The organism is Streptomyces sp. NPDC001663 (genome assembly GCF_042893105.1).
In the GTDB taxonomy this organism is placed as follows: domain Bacteria; phylum Actinomycetota; class Actinomycetes; order Streptomycetales; family Streptomycetaceae; genus Streptomyces.
Window position 1 is genome coordinate 32,947 of sequence record NZ_JBIAUR010000030.1, and the last position, 17,769, is coordinate 50,715.

11 protein-coding genes are annotated in these 17,769 nt (G+C 69.9%); 6 read left to right on the top strand and 5 right to left on the bottom strand.

The features are described from left to right. Nucleotides 1-18: 18 nt before the first annotated feature. The 3 genes from araA to ACFY1L_RS52910 form a co-directional block, all read right to left on the bottom strand. Nucleotides 19-1,536: an L-arabinose isomerase gene (gene araA / locus ACFY1L_RS52900; protein WP_388842740.1), complete on the bottom strand. Its 1,518-nt coding sequence runs from the start codon at nt 1,534-1,536 to the stop codon at nt 19-21. 15 nt (nt 1,537-1,551) lie between these two features. Continuing rightward, complete coding sequence (araB, locus tag ACFY1L_RS52905) at nt 1,552-3,237, bottom strand: ribulokinase (RefSeq protein ID WP_388842741.1); 1,686 nt, start codon at nt 3,235-3,237, stop codon at nt 1,552-1,554. Between the two features lie 228 nt (nt 3,238-3,465). After that, nucleotides 3,466-4,716: an FAD-binding protein gene (locus ACFY1L_RS52910; RefSeq protein WP_388842742.1), complete on the bottom strand. Its 1,251-nt coding sequence runs from the start codon at nt 4,714-4,716 to the stop codon at nt 3,466-3,468. Nucleotides 4,717-5,164: 448 nt separating this feature from the next. On the opposite strand from ACFY1L_RS52910, the gene ACFY1L_RS52915 reads away from it, so the two are divergent. From ACFY1L_RS52915 to ACFY1L_RS52940, 6 genes are all read left to right on the top strand, one after another. Further along, a complete protein-coding gene (locus ACFY1L_RS52915) occupies nt 5,165-6,259 on the top strand; it encodes a LacI family DNA-binding transcriptional regulator (protein WP_388842743.1) in 1,095 nt (364 codons plus the stop codon). Between the two features lie 356 nt (nt 6,260-6,615). Then, on the top strand, nt 6,616-8,001 hold the full coding sequence (locus ACFY1L_RS52920) for an ABC transporter substrate-binding protein (protein WP_388842744.1): 1,386 nt from the start codon (nt 6,616-6,618) through the stop codon (nt 7,999-8,001). Nucleotides 8,002-8,092: 91 nt separating this feature from the next. Next, nucleotides 8,093-9,031, top strand: a complete 939-nt coding sequence (locus tag ACFY1L_RS52925) for a carbohydrate ABC transporter permease (RefSeq protein ID WP_388842745.1) — start codon at nt 8,093-8,095, stop codon at nt 9,029-9,031. After that, nucleotides 9,028-9,966, top strand: a complete 939-nt coding sequence (locus tag ACFY1L_RS52930) for a carbohydrate ABC transporter permease (RefSeq protein WP_388842746.1) — start codon at nt 9,028-9,030, stop codon at nt 9,964-9,966. Before ACFY1L_RS52925 ends, ACFY1L_RS52930 begins: the two co-directional genes overlap by 4 nt. A gap of 29 nt (nt 9,967-9,995) precedes the next feature. Further along, nucleotides 9,996-12,158, top strand: coding sequence for a beta-galactosidase (locus tag ACFY1L_RS52935; protein WP_388842747.1), 2,163 nt, complete (start codon nt 9,996-9,998; stop codon nt 12,156-12,158). 296 nt (nt 12,159-12,454) lie between these two features. Beyond that, nucleotides 12,455-14,710 carry an RICIN domain-containing protein gene (locus tag ACFY1L_RS52940; protein WP_388842748.1) on the top strand — a complete coding sequence of 752 codons (2,256 nt, stop codon included), beginning with the start codon at nt 12,455-12,457 and terminating at the stop codon, nt 14,708-14,710. A 148-nt stretch (nt 14,711-14,858) separates the two neighbouring features. On the opposite strand, the gene ACFY1L_RS52945 is transcribed toward ACFY1L_RS52940, so the two are convergent. Together ACFY1L_RS52945 and ACFY1L_RS52950 are read right to left on the bottom strand one after the other, a co-directional pair. Next, on the bottom strand, nt 14,859-15,911 hold the full coding sequence (locus tag ACFY1L_RS52945) for an alpha/beta hydrolase fold domain-containing protein (RefSeq protein WP_388842749.1): 1,053 nt from the start codon (nt 15,909-15,911) through the stop codon (nt 14,859-14,861). Nucleotides 15,912-16,123: 212 nt separating this feature from the next. Continuing rightward, nucleotides 16,124-17,767 (bottom strand): IclR family transcriptional regulator C-terminal domain-containing protein, encoded by a 1,644-nt coding sequence (locus ACFY1L_RS52950; RefSeq protein WP_388842750.1) that lies wholly within the window; start codon nt 17,765-17,767, stop codon nt 16,124-16,126. Nucleotides 17,768-17,769: the final 2 nt, after the last annotated feature.

The window sequence follows — 17,769 nt, forward strand, 5'->3', positions numbered from 1 at the left end:
CTTCGTGCCGGTCGTTTGTCACAGAGCCTGCGCGAGCCGGTGGTACGCCGCGTTCCAACGAAGCTCCTTCGCGAGCCGGTCGGACGTCGTGTGCTCGTCAATCGTCACCAGTTCGACGCCGGTCATCGCGGCGTAGTCGTCGAGGGTGGCGACGTCGACGGCGGAGCTGAGCACGGTGTGGTGCGGGGCGCCGGCCAGCAGCCAGCCCTCGGCCGACTCGGCCAGGGAGGGATGCGGTTGCCATACGGCGCGGGCCACCGGGAGCCTGGGTAGCCGCTCCTTCGGGCCGACGACGTCAACGGTGTTGGCGGTGAGCCGGAAGCGGTCGCCCAGGTCGGAGAGGCCCACGACCACGGCCGGCCCCTTGGCGGCGTCGAAGACCAGGCGGACCGGGTCCTCGCGGCCGCCGATGGACAGCGGATGGATCTCACAACGCGGCCGGTCGGCGGCCACCGAGGGGCAGACCTCCAGCATGTGGGCGCCGAGGACGCGGGGCGTGCCGGGGCCCAGGTGGTAGGTGTAGTCCTCCATGAACGTTGTGCCGCCGGGCTGTCCGAGGCCCATGACCTTCATCGTGCGCAGCAGCGCGGAGGTCTTCCAGTCGCCCTCGCCGCCGAAGCCGTAGCCGTCCGCCATCAGCCGCTGCACGGCCAGACCGGGAAGCTGGCGCAGGCCGCCCAGGTCCTCGAAGTTGGTGGTGAAGGCGGTGAAGCCGCCCTCGGTGAGGAAGGTGCGCAGGCCCAGTTCCTGCCGGGCGGCGTAGAGGAGGGCGTCGTGGCGGATGCCGTCCGGACGCAGGGCCGGGACGACGTCGTACAACTCGCAGTACTCGGAGGCGAGTTCGGCGGCCGCCTTGTCCTCGATCTCGTCGACCACCGTCACCAGGTCGTTGACCGCGTAGGTGTTGACGGAGAACCCGAACCTGAGCTGCGCCTCGACCTTGTCGCCCTCGGTGACGGCGACGTCGCGCATGTTGTCACCGAAACGGGCCAGACGCAGGGTGCGTGAGGCGTGACGTCCTGCCGTGGCGCGGGCCCATGTGGCGATCCGTCGCGTCACGCGCGGGTCGGTGGCGTGCCCGGCGACGATCTTGCGGTCGATGCCGAGGCGGGATTCGATGTGGGCGAACTCCCGGTCGCCGTGGGCGGCCTGGTTGAGGTTCATGAAGTCCATGTCGATGCTCGACCACGGCAGCGACAGGTTGTACTGCGTATGCAGATGCAGCACCGGCCGGTCCAGCGCGCTCAGACCGGCGATCCACATCTTCGCCGGGGAGAAGGTGTGCATCCACACGATCACGCCCACGCAGGTGTCGGAGGCGTTGGCCTCCAGACAGATCCGCCGGATCGCGTCGGCGTCGGTGAGCACCGGCTTCCACACGATCCGCACCGGGACCTTGCCGGGGCGGCCGAGGGTCTCGGAGATGCTCCGGGACTGCTCGGCCACCTGCCGCAGCACATCGTCGCCGTACAGGCCCTGACTGCCGGTGAAGAACCAGATCTCGTGGCCGGGGTAGGGCGTGGTATCGGTTTCCATGAGGGTGTTGTCCTTTCAGGAGGAGGCGGAGGCCTCGGCGCGCAGAGCGCGCAGTCGGTGCATGACGTCGTTGCCGCCGAGCCCGAAGTGGTCGTGGAGCAGCCGGTACTCGGCGTAGAGACGGTCGTACGCCTCGGCGCGGGCGGGGTCGGGCTGGTGAGCGGCCGGGCGGGCCCTGCCCATTGCCTGGGCGGCGGCCCGGATGTCCGGGTAGGCGCCCGCGGCGACCGCCGCGTGCATCGCCGCGCCGAGGGCGGGCCCCTGAGCGGAATCGATGACGCTGAGCGGGCGGCGGGTGACGTCGGCGTAGATCTGCATGAGCAGCGCGTTCTTCGTCAGGCCGCCCGCGATGATGAGCTCCCCGACCGGCACGCCGGCGGTCTCGAACGCTTCGATGATGGTGCGCGTGCCGAAGGCGGTGGCCTCCAGCAGCGCCCGGTACACCTCCTCGGGCCGGGTCGACAGGGTGAGGCCCACCACCACACCGCTGAGGTCGTGGTCGACCAGGACGGAGCGGTTGCCGCTGTGCCAGTCCAGCGCGACCAACCCGTGCTCGCCCACCCTCTGCCGCGCCGCGAGTCCCGTCAGGTACTCGTGGGGACTCTGCCCCAGCGCCTTGGCGTGTTCGGCGTACTCGGCGGGCAGGGAACTGCGCAGGAACCAGGCGAAGATGTCGCCGACGCCGCTCTGCCCGGCCTCGTAGCCCCACAGTCCGGGCAGGATGCCACCGTCGACGACTCCGCACATCCCGGACACCGTGCCGAGCCGGTCGGAGCTCATGACATGGCAGGTGGACGTGCCCATGATGGCGACCATCTGGCCGGGCTCCACGGCCACCGCCGCCGGTGCCGTGACATGGGCGTCGACGTTGCCGACGCAGACGGTGATGCCTTCCGGCAGCCCGGTCCAGGCGGCTGCCTCGGCCGTCAACCGCCCTGCGGGGGCGCCCAGTTCGGCGATCGGCTGATCCAGTTTGTCGGTGACGAACGAGGCGAAGCCCGGGTCGAGAGCGACGAGGTATTCGCGGGACGGGTAACTCCCGTCCTGGTACTGGCCCTTGTAGCCGGCGGTGCAGGCGTTGCGGACGTACGTGCCGCACAGCCGCCACACGATCCAGTCCGCCGCCTCCACCCACCGCTCCATGCGGTCGTAGAGCTCGGGGTCCTCCTCCAGCAGCTGCAACGCCTTGGCGAACTCCCATTCCGAGGAGATCTTCCCGCCGTACCGCTCCAGCCACGGCTCTTCTCTCTCGGTCGCGAGCGCGTTGATCCGGTCGGCCTGGCGCTGCGCCGCGTGGTGCCGCCACAGCTTCACATAGGCGTGCGGGCGCTTGTCGAGACCAGGGAGTTCGCACAGAGGAGTGCCGTCCGAGAGGACGGGCAGGACCGTGCAGGCGGTGAAGTCAGTGCCGATGCCGATCACCTGCTCGGGCCGCACTCCGGCGCGGGCGAGAGCCTCGGGTACGGCGTGGCGCAGCACGTCGACGTAGTCCGCGGGGACCTGAAGGGCCCAGTCCGGTGGCAGGGGGGCGCCGTCCGGCAGCTCACGGTCGAGTACACCGTGCCGGTACGCGTGCTCGGCCGTCCCCAGTTCGGCGCCGTCGCCGACGCGGACGACCACGGCACGTCCGGACAACGTCCCGAAGTCGACTCCCACGACATAGCGCTCGGGCTGCTGATGGTCGCTGTGTTCGGCGGTCATCACGATGACACCCTTCTGTTCGATAGGTCGACTCATGGTCGATATCTCGTGCAAACGGCTCCCCGGCGGTCTCCGTGACCGGTCTACCGGGGTGGAACCTGGGGCGGCGCACTCCCGCGTGGCCGGATACGGCCTGACTGCGCAGTCATGTCTACGCAGTCAGGCCGGAGGGCGTCAAGGGTTCAGTCCTGCGTTTCTTGTCTCTCGGGGAAGGGGCGGTACCGAGCTCTACACGGTGGGGAAATAGCGCTCGATGAATGCGTTGCGGAACTTGCCCCCGGGGTCGAGCCGCGTCAGCAGCCGGCGGAAGTCGTCGTGGCGTGGGTATGACGTCCGCACGCCCTCCGGGCCGGTAGTGAATACCTTGCCCCAGTGCGGCCTCGCGGCGAAGGGGGACAGTGCCTCCTCGACGACCCGCACCGCGTCCGTCGCGTGCACCGCGTCGGGGTGCCAGGTGAAGTGGAAGGCGACGGCGTTCCGCTCGTAGGCGGGGCTCAGCCAGAGCTGGTCGGCCGCGACCGTGCGGATCTCACCGATCTGAAGGGCGGGCGAGATCCGCGCCCGGATCGCGTCCAGGGACTCGAAGGCCGCCACGGCGTCCGCGCGGTCCACGAAGTACTCGGACTGGAGCTCGTCGCCGCTGCTGGGGGTGAAGTCCATCCGGAAGTGCGGCAGTCGGGCGTACCAGGGGCCAGGGATGCCGAGTTGGCGAGTGCACTGCTCGGCGGGCATTCCCGGTACGGGGTGGCGTGGGCCGTCGGCGAGCGTGGCGCCGAGCAAGTTCCGGGGCGCGTTGGCGAGGGTGGCCCGCTTGACCCAGACCTGGTCGATGCGATCGTCGCGCCAGTCCGTGAAGAGGCTGACGCTGTACGCCGAGGCCATGACCTCGTCGAACCGTTCTCGCAGTGCCGCCCCCGGCAGTCCTTCGTAGACCCACTGCCGTACGGTGAACGTCGGTACGAGATTCAGGGTGATGCGGGTGACCACTCCCAGGGCGCCCAGGGAGACGACCATGCCGGCGAAGTCCGGGGTGTTCCGGTCGACGGTCACCAGTTCGCCCTCGGCGGTCACGAACTCCATCGCCCTGACCGCCGAAGCCAGGCAGCCGTTGCCGACTCCGGAGCCGTGGGTGCCGGTGGCGCAGGCCCCCGCGACGGAGATGTGCGGCAGTGAGCCGAGGTTGTGCAGCGCGAAGCCGGACCGATGCAGCGCTTCGGTGAGCTCTCCGAATCTCGTCGCCGCGCCGACGGTGACGGTCGCGGAGTGCTCGTCCACGTCGACCAGCCGTGGCAGGCGGGCCAGGGACACCAAGTCGCCGCTGGTGTCGGCTATGGCGTTGAACGAGTGGCCCGTACCGAGCACTCTGACCGCGCTGCTCCCGGCTACGACCCGCCGCAGCTGAGTGACTGACTCGGGCTCGTGGAATCGACTGGCGCTGAATCTGATGTTCCTGGCCCAGTTGGTGACGGACACGGTCATGGGCTACCTGTTCCTTCGGGTGACGAGACGTCGGCGAACGGGATCGCCGCGTGAGGGCGGGCGCCGAGCGGGAGCTGTGGGGAAGACGGTCTTCCCGGGCTCCGCGAGGAAGCGGCCGAGTCGCGACCGGCTGCGCCGGAGGACGCCGCCACGGATGCGCCTCGCCGCGGTTCGTGGGGGTGGGATCGGTGCGGGAAAGAGCGCAGACGCGTAGGCGTACGACAGACGGTGCGGCTGCTCGCGCGGTAGATCGTAGCCCGCGGTGCACGGGACGATCCCGGCTCCCGTGACGTTACGGATATGTTCCGGACTCTTGACGGGTGTCTTATGACTGCGTAGACATGTCTGCGCAGTCACAGTCACGGCCCCCTCGACGGGGGCGCGGCCATCGGGAGACCTCATGACACGATCACCAGGACGGGCCGGAGGACCCGGAGCGCCCCGAAGCGTGGATGTGGCACGACTGGCCGGGGTCTCCCAGAAGACGGTGTCGAGGGTCTTCAACAAGGAAGCGTACGTCTCCGCCGACGTGCGAAGACGTGTCCTGGAGGCGGCCGGGGAACTCGGCTACCGACGGAACAACGCGGCCCGCGCACTGGCCTCGGGGCGGACCCGGTCCATCGGTGTGGTGGCACTCGGGACCGCCCTGTACGGACCCGCGTCACTCCTCATCGGAATCGAGCGGGCCGCCCGCGACACCGGCTACGCGCTCCGAGTCGTCAACACGCTGGAAGGCGACCCCGGCGGCATCGCCGGAGCCGTCGACTCACTTCTCGAACAGGGCGTGGACGGCATCGTCATCTCCGAGCCCATCGACGAGGAGGCGACGGGCGGAGCGGTCACCGGCGACGTCGACGTACCGGTCCTGGTCCTCGGCGCCCCCGCCGCCTCCGCGGCCGCTCGCACCGTCACCACGGGGGTCGGCGCCGACCTGCTGGCCCGCGCCGCCACCACGCATCTGCTGGATCTAGGCCATACGACGGTCCACCATCTCGCGGGTCCGCAGCAGTGGTACGCCGCTCGGGACCGCGTCCAGGGATGGCGGTCGGCGCTGGCGGCCCGGGGCTGCGACGAGCCGCCGCTGGTGCAGGGCGACTGGTCGGCGGCCTCCGGATACGCGGTGGGCCGTGAACTCGCCGCCGACCACGAGGTGACGGCGGTGTTCGCCGCCAACGACGACATGGCCATCGGCCTGATCCGCGCGTTGACGGAAGCCGGCCGCCGCGTGCCGGACGACGTCAGTGTCGTCGGGTTCGACGACATTCCCGTCGCCGCCTACATCACCCCGCCCCTGACCACGGTGCGCCAGCCGTTCGACGCCGTGGCACAGGAAGGGCTCCGGCTTCTCGTGCACGCCATCGAGAAGCCCGGGGTGAACCTGCCCCTGGCGCACGACCCGCCCGTCGACCTGATCCTGCGTGCCTCGACGGCGCCCGCGCCGGCCCGGCCCGTTCCGAAACGGGGGAGGGGCACCGGGAGCCGGTCCCGCGGTGGCCCGCAGGCTCCGCTCCCGTCCAGTGAGGACTTATCCGACCGTTCCTGACCGACACCGACCGGTCGCACATGACGGATGTGCGGCCCGCCCCGGCCCCGAGGCAGTCCGGCGAACGGCCGCTGCCCGGTTCCGTCCCCTCCCGCGCACTCCGGGGTGTCCATCCCCCAGGACGCAGGCACCGCGCGACCTCCCCTCCACCCATCCGGTCGCCGCGCGACGCCGGGCGTCTGCCACGCTCACGGTGAAGCGGCCACACCAGCGCCGTACGCCGCGAGCCCCTCACGAGGACGTGCTCCCTCCCCTCACGCCGACCTCGGTCTTCTGATCACCACCTCCACGCATTCCCCTGTCCCGCATGCCGCTCCGGGCATGCCCTCGTCCTCGCCCACTGGTGGGAGTTCACCATGTCCAGATCATTCGCCTCCTCTCCCATGAGCCGCCGGTTGTTCCTCACCGCCACGGGGGCCGTGTCCCTCGGCGCCGCGCTGTCCGCCTGCGGCGGCAGCGGGAGCAGCGGGAACAGCGGCGGCGCGTCCGCCAAGCCGGCCAGCCAGGCCGACATCGACAAGGCGATGAAGACGCCGACCACCCTGACGTTCTGGACCTGGGTCCCGAACATCGACAAGGAGGTCACCCTCTTCGAGAAGAAGTACCCCGCCATCAAGGTCAAGGTCGTCAACGCCGGTCAGGGCGTGGCCCACTACACCAAGCTGCGCACGGCGATCAAGGCCGGCAGCGGTGCCCCGGACATCGCGCAGTTGGAGTACCAGGCCATCCCGACGTTCACCATCACGGACAGCCTGCTCGACCTGAGCCCCTACGGTGCCTCCGCACTGAAGGACACGTTCGTGGACTGGACGTGGGCGCAGGTCAGCGGCTCGGGCGGGGAGATCTGGGCGATCCCGCAGGACACCGGCCCGATGGGCATGCTGTACCGGCAGGACATCTTCGACAAGCACGGCATCCAGCCGCCGAAGACCTGGGACGAGTTCGCCGCCGCGGCCCGCAAGCTGCACAAGGCCGACCCCGACATCTACCTGACCAACCTCGCGGCGAACGAGGCCGCCGCCTGGCACGGCCTGCTGTGGCAGGCGGGCGCCAAGCCCTACGCCCTCTCCGGCAAGAGCGACATCGCCATCGACGTCGACGACACGATCTCCAAGAAGCTCGGCACGTACTGGGGCGGCCTCGCCAAGGAAGGCGTCATCAGCACCGACCCCGACTTCACCGACGCCTGGTACGCGGGCCTCAACAAGGGCAGGTACGCCACCTGGATCACCGCCGCCTGGGGCCCCGCGTTCCTGTCCGGCTCGGCCAAGGCCACCGCAGGCAAGTGGCGGGCCGCGCCGCTGCCGCAGTGGGACGCGTCCCAGCCCAGCTCCGGCAACTGGGGCGGCTCGACCAGCGCGGTCATCAGGTCGACCAAGAACGCGATCGCGGCCGCGCAGTTCGCTCAGTTCCTCAACAGCGACCAGGCCAGCGCCAGGATGTTCGCCACCGAGCAGTCCTTCTTCCCCGCCACCAAGGCCCTGCTCGCCGACTCCTCGTTCACCGGCGCCACGCCGTCCTTCTACGGCGGACAGAAGGTGAACGAACTCTTCGCCGGAATCGGCGACACGGTGAGCACCTCCTTCCAGTGGCCGCCGTTCCTCGACCAGGCGGCGACCGACTGGACCGAGACCGTCGGCAAGTCCCTGGCGGACAAGGCCGACACCGGTGCCGCCCTGGACGCCTGGCAGCAGCGGCTGACCACCTACGCCAAGAAGCAGGGCTTCACCGTCAAGGCCTAGCCGAGACGGACGGGCCCGGGTCACCGCGATCCACGGCCACGACCCGGGCCCCGCACCTGACACACCACCCGCCCCCAAGAAAGGCCCGTCGATGACTGCCATGACCGCGGCCTCCACCGAGGACTTTCGCCGAGCGAGGCCCAAGCGCCGCCGCCTCGGTGGCCTGCGCCACGGTGCGGCAGGCCCACTGTTCATCGCACCCTTCATGGTGCTGTTCCTGCTGCTGTTCCTGACCCCGCTCGGCTACGCCGCCTACCTCAGCCTGTTCCAGAACCGGCTCGTCGGCGGGAACACCTTCGTCGGTCTGGACAACTACCTGACCGCCCTCAAGGACCCTCTCCTGAGGGAGGGCGTGCTCCGGGTCGCGGCCTTCTTCGCGATCCAGGTCCCGGTGATGATGCTGCTGGCCCTGCTGTTCGCGCTCGCGCTCGACAGCGGCCTGCTGCGTCTCGCCCGCGTGATCCGCCTCGGCATCTTCGTGCCGTACGCCGTCCCCAGCGTCGTCGCCACCCTCATGTGGGGCTACCTCTACGGCCCCGACTTCGGCCCCTTCGCCCAGCTCGGCAGGAAGATCGGCCTGTCGGCGCCGGACTTCCTCAGCGACGGCTGGATGCTGGGCAGCCTGGCGAACGTGGTGACCTGGGAGTTCGTCGGCTACAACATGATCATCCTGTACGCGGCCCTGCGGACCATCCCGCAGGAGCTGTACGAGGCGGCCGCGATGGACGGGGCGGGTGCCTGGCGCATCGCCTGGTCGGTCAAACTGCCCGCGCTACGCCCGGCTCTGTTGCTGACCCTGCTGTTCTCGGTGATCGGCAGCTTCCAGCTGTTCAACGAGCCGAAGCTGCTCCAGACCATCGCTCCGGACGTCATCGACAGCTCGTACACCGCCAACCTCTACGCCTTCTCCCTCGCCTTCACCGGCCAACAGGTCAACTACGCGGCCGCGGTCTCCTTTCTCCTCGGGCTGGTCATCGTGATCTTCTCCTACGCCGTCCTGCTGACCGCGAACCGCAGGAGGGCCTCGTGACGACGACCACTCCCACCCCTGTGGACGCCACCCGATTGCGGCGAGCGCCCACCCCCGCCCGCACACGGCCCCGGCGCCGGTCGACCCGGCGCCACAGCACACCACTGACGATCGTCATGCTGGCCGTCCTCGCCTATTTCCTCCTGCCCCTGCTGTGGCTGCTGGTGGCCTCGACCAAGAGCACCCAGGACCTGTTCACCAGCTTCGGTCTGTGGTTCTCGCACAGTCCGCGCCTGCTGGCGAACATCGGGCAGACCCTCACCTTCGACGACGGCGTCTTCCTGCACTGGCTGCTCAACACGGTCCTGTACTCCGTCGGCAGCGCGCTCGGCGCGGCGGTCCTGGCGACCGCGGCCGGCTACGGATTCGCCAAGTTCCGCTTCCGCGGCAACGGCGCCGCCTTCAACCTCGTCCTCGGCGCCATCATGATCCCGACCACGGCGCTGGCGATCCCGACCTACCTGCTCTTCGCGAAGGTCGGGCTGGTCAACACCCCGTGGGCGATCGTCCTGCCTTCCCTGGTCAGTCCCTTCGGCCTCTACCTGATGCGCATCTACGCCGCCGACGCCATTCCCGACAGCCTCCTGGAGGCCGCCCGGATCGACGGTGCCGGAGAGGTCCGGATCTTCTTCCGGATCGCCCTGCGGCTCCTGGCCCCGGGCCTGGTGACCGTGGTCCTCTTCACCCTGGTGGCGACCTGGAACAACTACTTCCTGCCACTGATCATGCTGAACGACCCGAAGCTGTACCCCGTCACCGTCGGCCTCTCCTCATGGGCCGCCCAGGCGCAGAACGGCGGAGCCGGTGCCAGCAGCGACATGCTCCCGCTGGTCGTGACCGGTTCGCTGATCTCGGTCGTCCCGCTCGTCGTGGCCTTCCTGATGCTCCAGCGGTACTGGCAGAGCGGCCTGTCCGCCGGCGGCGTCAAGCAGTAACCCCCACCCACTCTCCCGGAGGTCCCTCCATGGCGGTCCTGCCCGCCCGCGTCCTGTTCGGTGCCGCGTACTACCACGAGTACACGCCCGAATACGGCGGCATACGGTCCGACGAACAACTCAAGGCCGACCTCGATCTCATGGCCGACGCCCACTTCACCGTGATCCGCGTGGGCGAGTCGGTGTGGTCGACCTGGGAGCCCAGCAACGGCAGTTTCGACCTCGACTGGCTCCAACCGGTGCTCGACGGCGCCCACGAGCGCGGTATCTCCGTCATCCTCGGCACCCCGACGTACGCGGCACCGCAGTGGCTGGCCCGCCAGTACCCGGAGATCACCGCCGAGCGCGCCACCGGGCAGCGGATGGGCTGGGGCACCCGGCAGGAGATCGACTTCACCCACCCCGCGTTCCGCTTCCACGCCGAGCGGGTCATCCGCAGGATCGCGGCACGCTACGCCGACCACCCGGCGGTCATCGGCTGGCAGGTCGACAACGAACCGGGCCTGCACCTCTTCCACAACCGCGGTGTCTTCCAGCGGTTCGTCGACCATCTGCGCGAGAAGTACGGCGATGTCGAGACCCTCAACCGCGAGTGGGGACTGGTGTACTGGTCCCACCGGCTGTCCGACTGGTCCGACCTGTGGACCCCGGACGGCAACGAACAGCCCCAGTACGACGTCGCCTGGCGGGAGTTCCAGGCCCGCCAGGTCACCGAGTTCATCGGCTGGCAGGCCGACATCGTCCGCGAGTACGCGCACGACGGGCAGTTCGTCACCACCTGCATCTCGTACACCCGCCAGGGAGTCGCGGACGACGAGCTCGCTGCCCGGCTCGACATCGCCTCCGGCAACCCGTACTACGACATGCAGGACGGCCTGCTGCTGCCCGACCCCACCCCGGACACCCATGAGCAGAAGTGGAAGACCACCGGGGTGTGGTCGATGTACCAGACCGCGGACTGGATGTTCTCCTCCCGCCAGGAGCCCTTCCTCGTCACCGAGACCAACGCCCAGAGCATCGGCTTCGCCTGGGACAACCGGCCCGGCTACGACGGCCAGTGGCGCCAGGCCGCCTGGGCGCACGTGGCACGCGGTGCCCGGATGATCGAGTACTGGCAGTGGCAGACCCTGCGCTTCGGCGCGGAGACCTACTGGGGCGGAGTCCTCCCGCACAGCGGCAGACCCGGCCGCACCTACGCCGAAATAGCCCGCCTGGGCGCCGAGTTCGACGCGGCCGGCCCGGTCGTCGCCGGTCTCGAACCGGACGCCGACATCACGATGGTCTACTCGACGCCCAGCAAGTGGCTGATGCAGAAGTACCCGCCCCTGTCGAAGCCGGACGGCGAGCCGGACCCGGCCGCCTACCACCGGATCTTCGACCCGTTCTACCGCGGCGCCTTCGAGACGGGCCGCCAGGTGCGCATCGTCCACGCCCGGCAGCTGCACGATCCGAACGGTGACCGGGACGGCATGGCGCCGGAAGAGGCCGCACACCGCCACCCGGTCCTGGTCGTCCCCGCCCTGTACCTCGCCCACGACACCACCGCGGACTGGTTGGCCGCCTACGCCCGCGCAGGCGGCCACCTCGTCCTCGGCCCCCGTACTGCCTACGCCGACCACGAGGCCAGGGCGCGGCACGAGCCCGCTCCCGGCCGTCTGACGGAGGCGGCGGGAGCGGCGTACGAGGAGTTCGGCAACCTGGTGCACGAGGTGCCGGTCCACGCGACCGAGGGCAGCCCGCTGCGACTGGCCGAGGACGCGACGGCGACCCGCTGGCTCGAACACCTCGCCGTCACCGACGCCGAGGTGCTCGCAGGCTACGACCACCCGCACTTCGGCCGCTGGCCGGCCGTCACCACCCGCCGCCACGGCGCGGGCCGGGTCACCTGCGTCGGCACGATCCCCGGACGGAACCTCGCCCGGGCCCTGGCCCACTGGCTGGCGCCCGCCGCACGCAGCGGATGGCAGAACCTCCCGGACTCCGTCACCGCCACCACCGGGACGGCGACGGACGGCCGCCGGGTCCATGTGGTCCACAACTGGGGCTGGGAGCCCGTCCGGGTCACGGCCCCCCAGAAGTTCACGGACGTCCTGGACAACGCCCTCGTCCCCGCCGGCACGGTGGTCGACCTCGGCGCCTGGGACGTCCGGGTGTTCGTCACCACCGGTGACGACAGTCCCGCCTCACCCTGAGCCGAACTCTCCGACGGTCGGCCGGGCACGCCACCCTGTGGCATCGCGCGGTCGGCCCGTCCTCGGAAGGCAGGAAGTACCGGTAACAAGAGCCGACAGCTCCAGCACGATTACCTGACCCCGTGGTCCGACCTTCCCAGGTCGAAAAGTCTTCGCCGCCGTCGGGTGGCGAAGGGCCGTCCGGACGACGGCGGCCCCACCTCTGGCCGAACCCGCCAACGCGGCGACGCGAGCACTCGCGCACCCGCGGACCGCGATCGCGCGGTCCGCCAGGCCTCGGCCCAACCGTGAGCAGGATGAACATGCGCATAAGAAGCAGACTGACAAAGCTCGGCGCGGCGCTGGCCGGCGTCTGTGCCGTCATCGTATCGCTCGTGGCGGCGCCGCCGGCCAGCGCGTACTCGCCCACCCCCGGGACCATCTACCAGCTCCCCTCGAACCAGGCGTGCCTGAAGGGTCGGGGCAACTGCGCCATCTACCCGAAGGCCGCGCAGCTGGCGAACGGCCAACTGGTCGCCTCCTTCGAGCAGGCCACGGTCCCCTCGTCCGGGTCGGCGGTCGGTGAGACCCTGCCGGTCTACCGCAGCAGCGACGACGGCACGAGCTGGCAGCTGGTCTCGCAGGTCCAGGCCCCGGCCTACCTGTCGAGCGATCCGCAGTACGCGAAGTACACCAGCGCCTGGACCAACCCCTACCTGTACGTCATGCCCCAGACCGTCGGCTCGCTGTCGGCGGGCACGCTGGTCATGGCCGCGGTGGTGTCCGGCGACGACTCCTACTACCTGGAGCACAAGGCGGCCGACTCCAGCTGGACGCCGACCGGTGACGGCGACCGCAAGGACATGGCGATCGCGCTCTACTCCAGCACCGACCAGGGCACCACATGGAGCTTCCTCAACATCATCACCGGCGGCGGCTGGCAGGGAGGCAGCGCGGGCAATCTCGGTGCCAACATCGCGAACGCCAACACCAACCACCAGGTGGACCCGGTGTGGGAGCCGTACCTGATGGTCTACAACGGCCAGCTCGTCGCGTACTACTCCGACGAGAACGACTTCACGGCCTACGACAGCAGCACCGGTGCGCTGACCACGGATCCCGCCAACGACACGGCCACCGACTCGCTCGGGCAGATCCTCGCCCACCGGACCTGGAACGGGTCGTCCGGCTCGGGCTGGAGCAGCGCCGTGGTGGACGTGACCGGGACCACCGTCACCATAGGCGGCACCAAGACGGAGATCGGCGGTGGTCGGCCGGGTATGGCGAACGTCGTCCAGACCTCTGACGGCATGTGGATGCTGACCTACGAGTACTGGGGCGGCGGCGACAACGTCCGCTACAAGCTGGCCAGCGACCCGCTGCACTTCTTCTCCGTCGGCGGAACCGCCGGGACCGGCGTCTCGGGCCTTCCCGTCTCCGCCGGCTCCGGCACCGTGGCGCGGGGCGGCAGCCCTGTCATCATCCGCATGCCGGACGGCCGCCTGGTCTACAACGCCGCGGGAAGCGGCAGCGTCTGGATCAACTCGACCGGAAGCAGCACCGGAGCCTGGACCCAGTACCAGACCACCCTCCCGGGTGCCTACAGCCGCAACCTCACCTACGACGCCAACACCGGCCGTGTGGTGATCCTGGCGAACCAGGGCACGTCGACGATCATCAACGCCGACATCGACTTCGGTCACTCCCAGGGCACCCTCTACCAGATCGTAAATAAGCTGACCGGCCAGGTCATCGGCACCCACAACAACACCACCGACGCGAACATCGGCCACAGCAACACCCCCGACGTCGGCCTGGAGAACGCCGGTTCGGCGTCCAACGCGGAGACCGAGTACTGGCACGTCACCACCAAGCCGAGCGGCGTCACCCTGCTCAACGCGTCCGGCGGCCGGGCCGCGGCGATCTGGGGCAACAATGCGGTAGCGGGCGCGCAGATCGGCCAGTGGGTCGACAACAAGTCCGCGGGGCTGTGGAACATGGTCCAGCTCGCGGACGGCAACTACCAGTTCAGGTCCACGGACAACACGAGCCTGTACCTGACCGGCGCCTCGGGCGGCGCGAACCTGACGTTGCAGACCGCCACGACCGACGGCTCCCAGGAGTGGCAGCTCGTGCCGGCCAACGGCGGCACCATCACCGGCAGCGCGCGCACCCTGACCAACGTGAACACCGGCACATGCCTGGACGACTACAACGGGAACAAGGCCAACGGCGCGAGCGTGGACCTGTGGTCGTGCACCGGCAGCACGCTGCAGCAGTTCACCGTCACCAGCGTCGGCAACGGCCAGTACACGCTCAAGAACGTCAACTCGGGCACCTGCCTGGACGACTACCAGTTCGGCACCGCGAACGGGTCGAAGGTCGACCTGTGGACCTGCAACGGCGGCACCAACCAGAACTGGTCCTTCATCCCGGTCAACGGAAGCAACTACCTGATCGTCAACCAGGCTTCGGGGCTGTGCCTCGACGACCCCTACTTCAACAAGGCCAACGGCGTCCTCACCGACCTGTGGGCCTGCAACGGCGGCACCAACCAGCAGTGGCACTTCTAGCCCGATCCCGTCCGGTGCCGCCCGGCTCGACAGAGCCGGGCGGCACCGGCGTTCGTCCCGCCACCCGGAGTTCCGTGGTTCTCGCGATCAGCGCGGAACGAACACACGAGGCCGAGCGATTCCTTGGCTCCTCGCTGCCGGCCGCGGCCTACCTGGGCGCGGGACGGAGTTCGGACTCGAGGAAGGAGACGATGGTCTGCCACGACGGCGTCACGGGACGGGGCGGTGTGGTGTGGCCGTTCTTCGCCGATTCCTCGTAGGCGTCCCGACGGGTGTCGGTGTCGCCCAGCATGCCGGAGATCGGACCGTGACCGGCGTTCGGGAGGGAGATCATCCGTACGTCGGCACCGGCGGAGGCCAGGGCGTCACGGAGCAGCCGGCCCTGGTGATAGGGGACCAGGGGGTCCTGCTTGCCGTGGAAGATCAGCGTCGGGGGCAGCGGCCGGTCGCTGACGTAGGTCAGCGGGTTCGCGGCCGCGACCTTGTCGGGGCAGGTCTTGATGGGGCAGCCGAGCAGCAGTGACTCCGGCGAGCGCGCGTCGGAGTGACAGTCGGTCAGCCCCAGCACGGCGTTGAACACCGTGCAGTTGTCCAGCATGTGCGCGTCCATCTGGGAGAAGTCGGTCGGCGGGTAGAACGGCAGGGCCGCCTGCACCGCGCTGGACGGACCGCTCACGCCGACGTTCCCCTCCAGCCGCGGGATGTCTCCGGTGACCGCGGCCATCGCCGTGGCCCAGCCGCCCGAGGAGTCGCCCATGATGGCGAAGCGCCGGGAGTCGAGGTTGTACTCCCTGGCGTGGGCCCGCAACCAGCGTATGGCGCCCTTGATGTCGTAGAGCTGGGCCGGGAACTGGGCCTGTGAGCTGGAACGTACCGAGACACCCGCGACCGCGAAACCGTGCGGGTTGAGCTGTGCGGCGACGGCGTCGCCGCCCTGCCGCCCGCTGTCGGCCATCCATGCCGAGCCGCTCGTGAAGATCACCAGCGGAACCGGCCGCTCGGACCGGGGTACGTAGAGGTCCAGCAGATGGCCCTGGCTGCCGGCCGGCTGGGCGGGCGCGTAGGCGATGTCCTTGGTGGCCTTCACGCGGACCGTGGTGTTCATGGCCGAGGAGGAGGCCGTCGAGGAGGTCGCCGACGGTGTTGCGAAGGCGGAGGCCGCGGCGACCACCGCAGCTGCGGTGGCGCCCGTCAGCGCCATGAGAACCCGCTTGACATGCAGTCTTGCTCCTTGCCGATGCCGAAACGTCATACTCACTCCTCGTCGAGTGGGTGAGGCGGATGTCGTGGCGGAACTGTTGGATCCGTTCTGATGTTCGCCTGGCGAAAAATGTTTCGGTCGGCGAGTGGCATGAGTGTGGAGCCGCGCTCAGCGCGTGTCAATGGCGGTGAAGGCAGACCGGGCGACGACCGTCAGAAATCGGCCGAGGCGACGGGGCCCAGGTCGCGTTCGATGCCGGCCGCGGCGGCCCGGAGCGCGGGCAGGACCTGTTCGACGCATTCGGCGACCGACCGCCGACTGGAGTGCATGGCGACGTTGATCGCCGCCCGTACCCGACCGTCCCGGCCGCGGACCGGCACGGCCATGGAACGCAGACCGACTTCGAGTTCTCCCTCGACCAGCGCGTACCCCTCGTCGGCCGCCCGCTCCACGAGCCGAAGGAGCTCTCCGGTGTCCGTCACCGTGTGCGGCGTGAGCGCGTCCAGGGAGGAGGCGGCGAGCACCGTGGCGCGTTCGTCCGGGCGCAGTCCCGCGAGCAGGACGCGGCCCATCGCGGTGGCGTAGGCGGGCAGCCGTCCGCCCACCGTGGCGTTGACCGTCATCCAGCGGGCGGTGGCGGCGCGCGCGACGTAGAGGATCTCCGAACCGCTCAGAACCGTCATGGACGCCGAGTCGGAGAGCGCGCGGGACAGAGCCGTGAGGTGGGGCTGGGCCAACTGCGCCGGCGACAGACGGGACAAGGGGGCGTAACCCAGGGTCAGCACCGCCGCGTTCGGTCGGTAGAGCCCGTCCCTGCCGGTGATGTACCCGAGGTGGTCCAGGGTGATGAGCGCGCGCCGAACCGTCGCGCGTGGCAGGCCGGTGAGGTGGGCGATCTCGGCGTTCGTCAGGGTGTACCGGCCCGGACCGAAGGCGGTCAGCACACTGAGGCCGCGGGCGAGTGACTCGATGAAGTCGCGTCCGGGCCTGGTGAGTTCGGCGTCCGGCGAAGGCCCGGCACCGGTCTTGAGCGCCGGAGCCGGCCCCCGCGTGCGCAGTTCCCGCTCCATGTCCGCGGCAGCGCTCCGCACCGCGGGCAGCGCGCTGCGGGCGAGTGCTTCGGCGCTCGGATAACGGCCGATGTGGCTGACCACGTTCACCACGCACACCAGCTCCCCGTCCGGACCGTGCACAGGGAGACCGAGGGCGATCAGGCCGGCTTCCAGCCACTGGTCGTCCAGGGACCATCCGTCGGCCTTCGCGGCGGCCGCTCGTTCGCGGAGGTCGTCCGTGCAGGCCTGAGCGAGTTCCGGGCCGCGCACACAGGGATGGTGCGCGCGGTGGTGTTCCCACTCGGCGGGACTCCACGTGGCGGCCAGCAGCGCGCCGGGCGCCGAGGCGTCGAGCGGAAGCCTGTCGCCGACGGCGCAGACGATTCCCACGCGCCGGTCACGCTCGGCGGAGTGGACGAAATGAGCGCCGTGCCGGTCCGGGACGGTCAGCGTGACCCCCTCGTCCAACTCCTCGGCCAGGGCGTGGGCCCGCGGCCCCAGGAGCTCCGGAATCCTGACCGCCGCCAGGTAGGCGTTGCCGAGTTCCATGAGGGCGGGAGCCAGCGCGGCCGTGCGTCCCTCGACGTGGAGGTGGCCGAGGGCCTTGAGGGTCACGATGATGCGGTCGAGGGTCGCTCGCGCCAGACCCGTGCGGTGCGCGAGCTCCTGGAGGTCCTCCTGCCCGCCACCGTCCGCGAGCGCCCTCAGGACGGCGATCCCGCGCATGAGAGGCCCCACCGCCTCGTCGGGCACCGACTCCGGCGCGGCCTCTCCCGCCTCATGGGCCGCGACCTCGGCCGCCATGT

Excerpts from the sequence above, each read along its gene's own strand:
- ACFY1L_RS52920 (WP_388842744.1), top strand. The coding sequence starts at position 6,616 with ATGTCCAGATCATTCGCCTCCTCTCCCATGAGCCGCCGGTTGTTCCTC.
- araB (WP_388842741.1), bottom strand. The coding sequence starts at position 3,237 with ATGACCGCCGAACACAGCGACCATCAGCAGCCCGAGCGCTATGTCGTG.
- ACFY1L_RS52935 (WP_388842747.1), top strand. The coding sequence starts at position 9,996 with ATGGCGGTCCTGCCCGCCCGCGTCCTGTTCGGTGCCGCGTACTACCAC.
- ACFY1L_RS52925 (WP_388842745.1), top strand. The coding sequence starts at position 8,093 with ATGACTGCCATGACCGCGGCCTCCACCGAGGACTTTCGCCGAGCGAGG.
- ACFY1L_RS52945 (WP_388842749.1), bottom strand. The coding sequence starts at position 15,911 with ATGGCGCTGACGGGCGCCACCGCAGCTGCGGTGGTCGCCGCGGCCTCC.
- ACFY1L_RS52940 (WP_388842748.1), top strand. The coding sequence starts at position 12,455 with ATGAACATGCGCATAAGAAGCAGACTGACAAAGCTCGGCGCGGCGCTG.
- ACFY1L_RS52950 (WP_388842750.1), bottom strand. The coding sequence starts at position 17,767 with ATGGCGGCCGAGGTCGCGGCCCATGAGGCGGGAGAGGCCGCGCCGGAG.
- ACFY1L_RS52910 (WP_388842742.1), bottom strand. The coding sequence starts at position 4,716 with ATGACCGTGTCCGTCACCAACTGGGCCAGGAACATCAGATTCAGCGCC.
- araA (WP_388842740.1), bottom strand. The coding sequence starts at position 1,536 with ATGGAAACCGATACCACGCCCTACCCCGGCCACGAGATCTGGTTCTTC.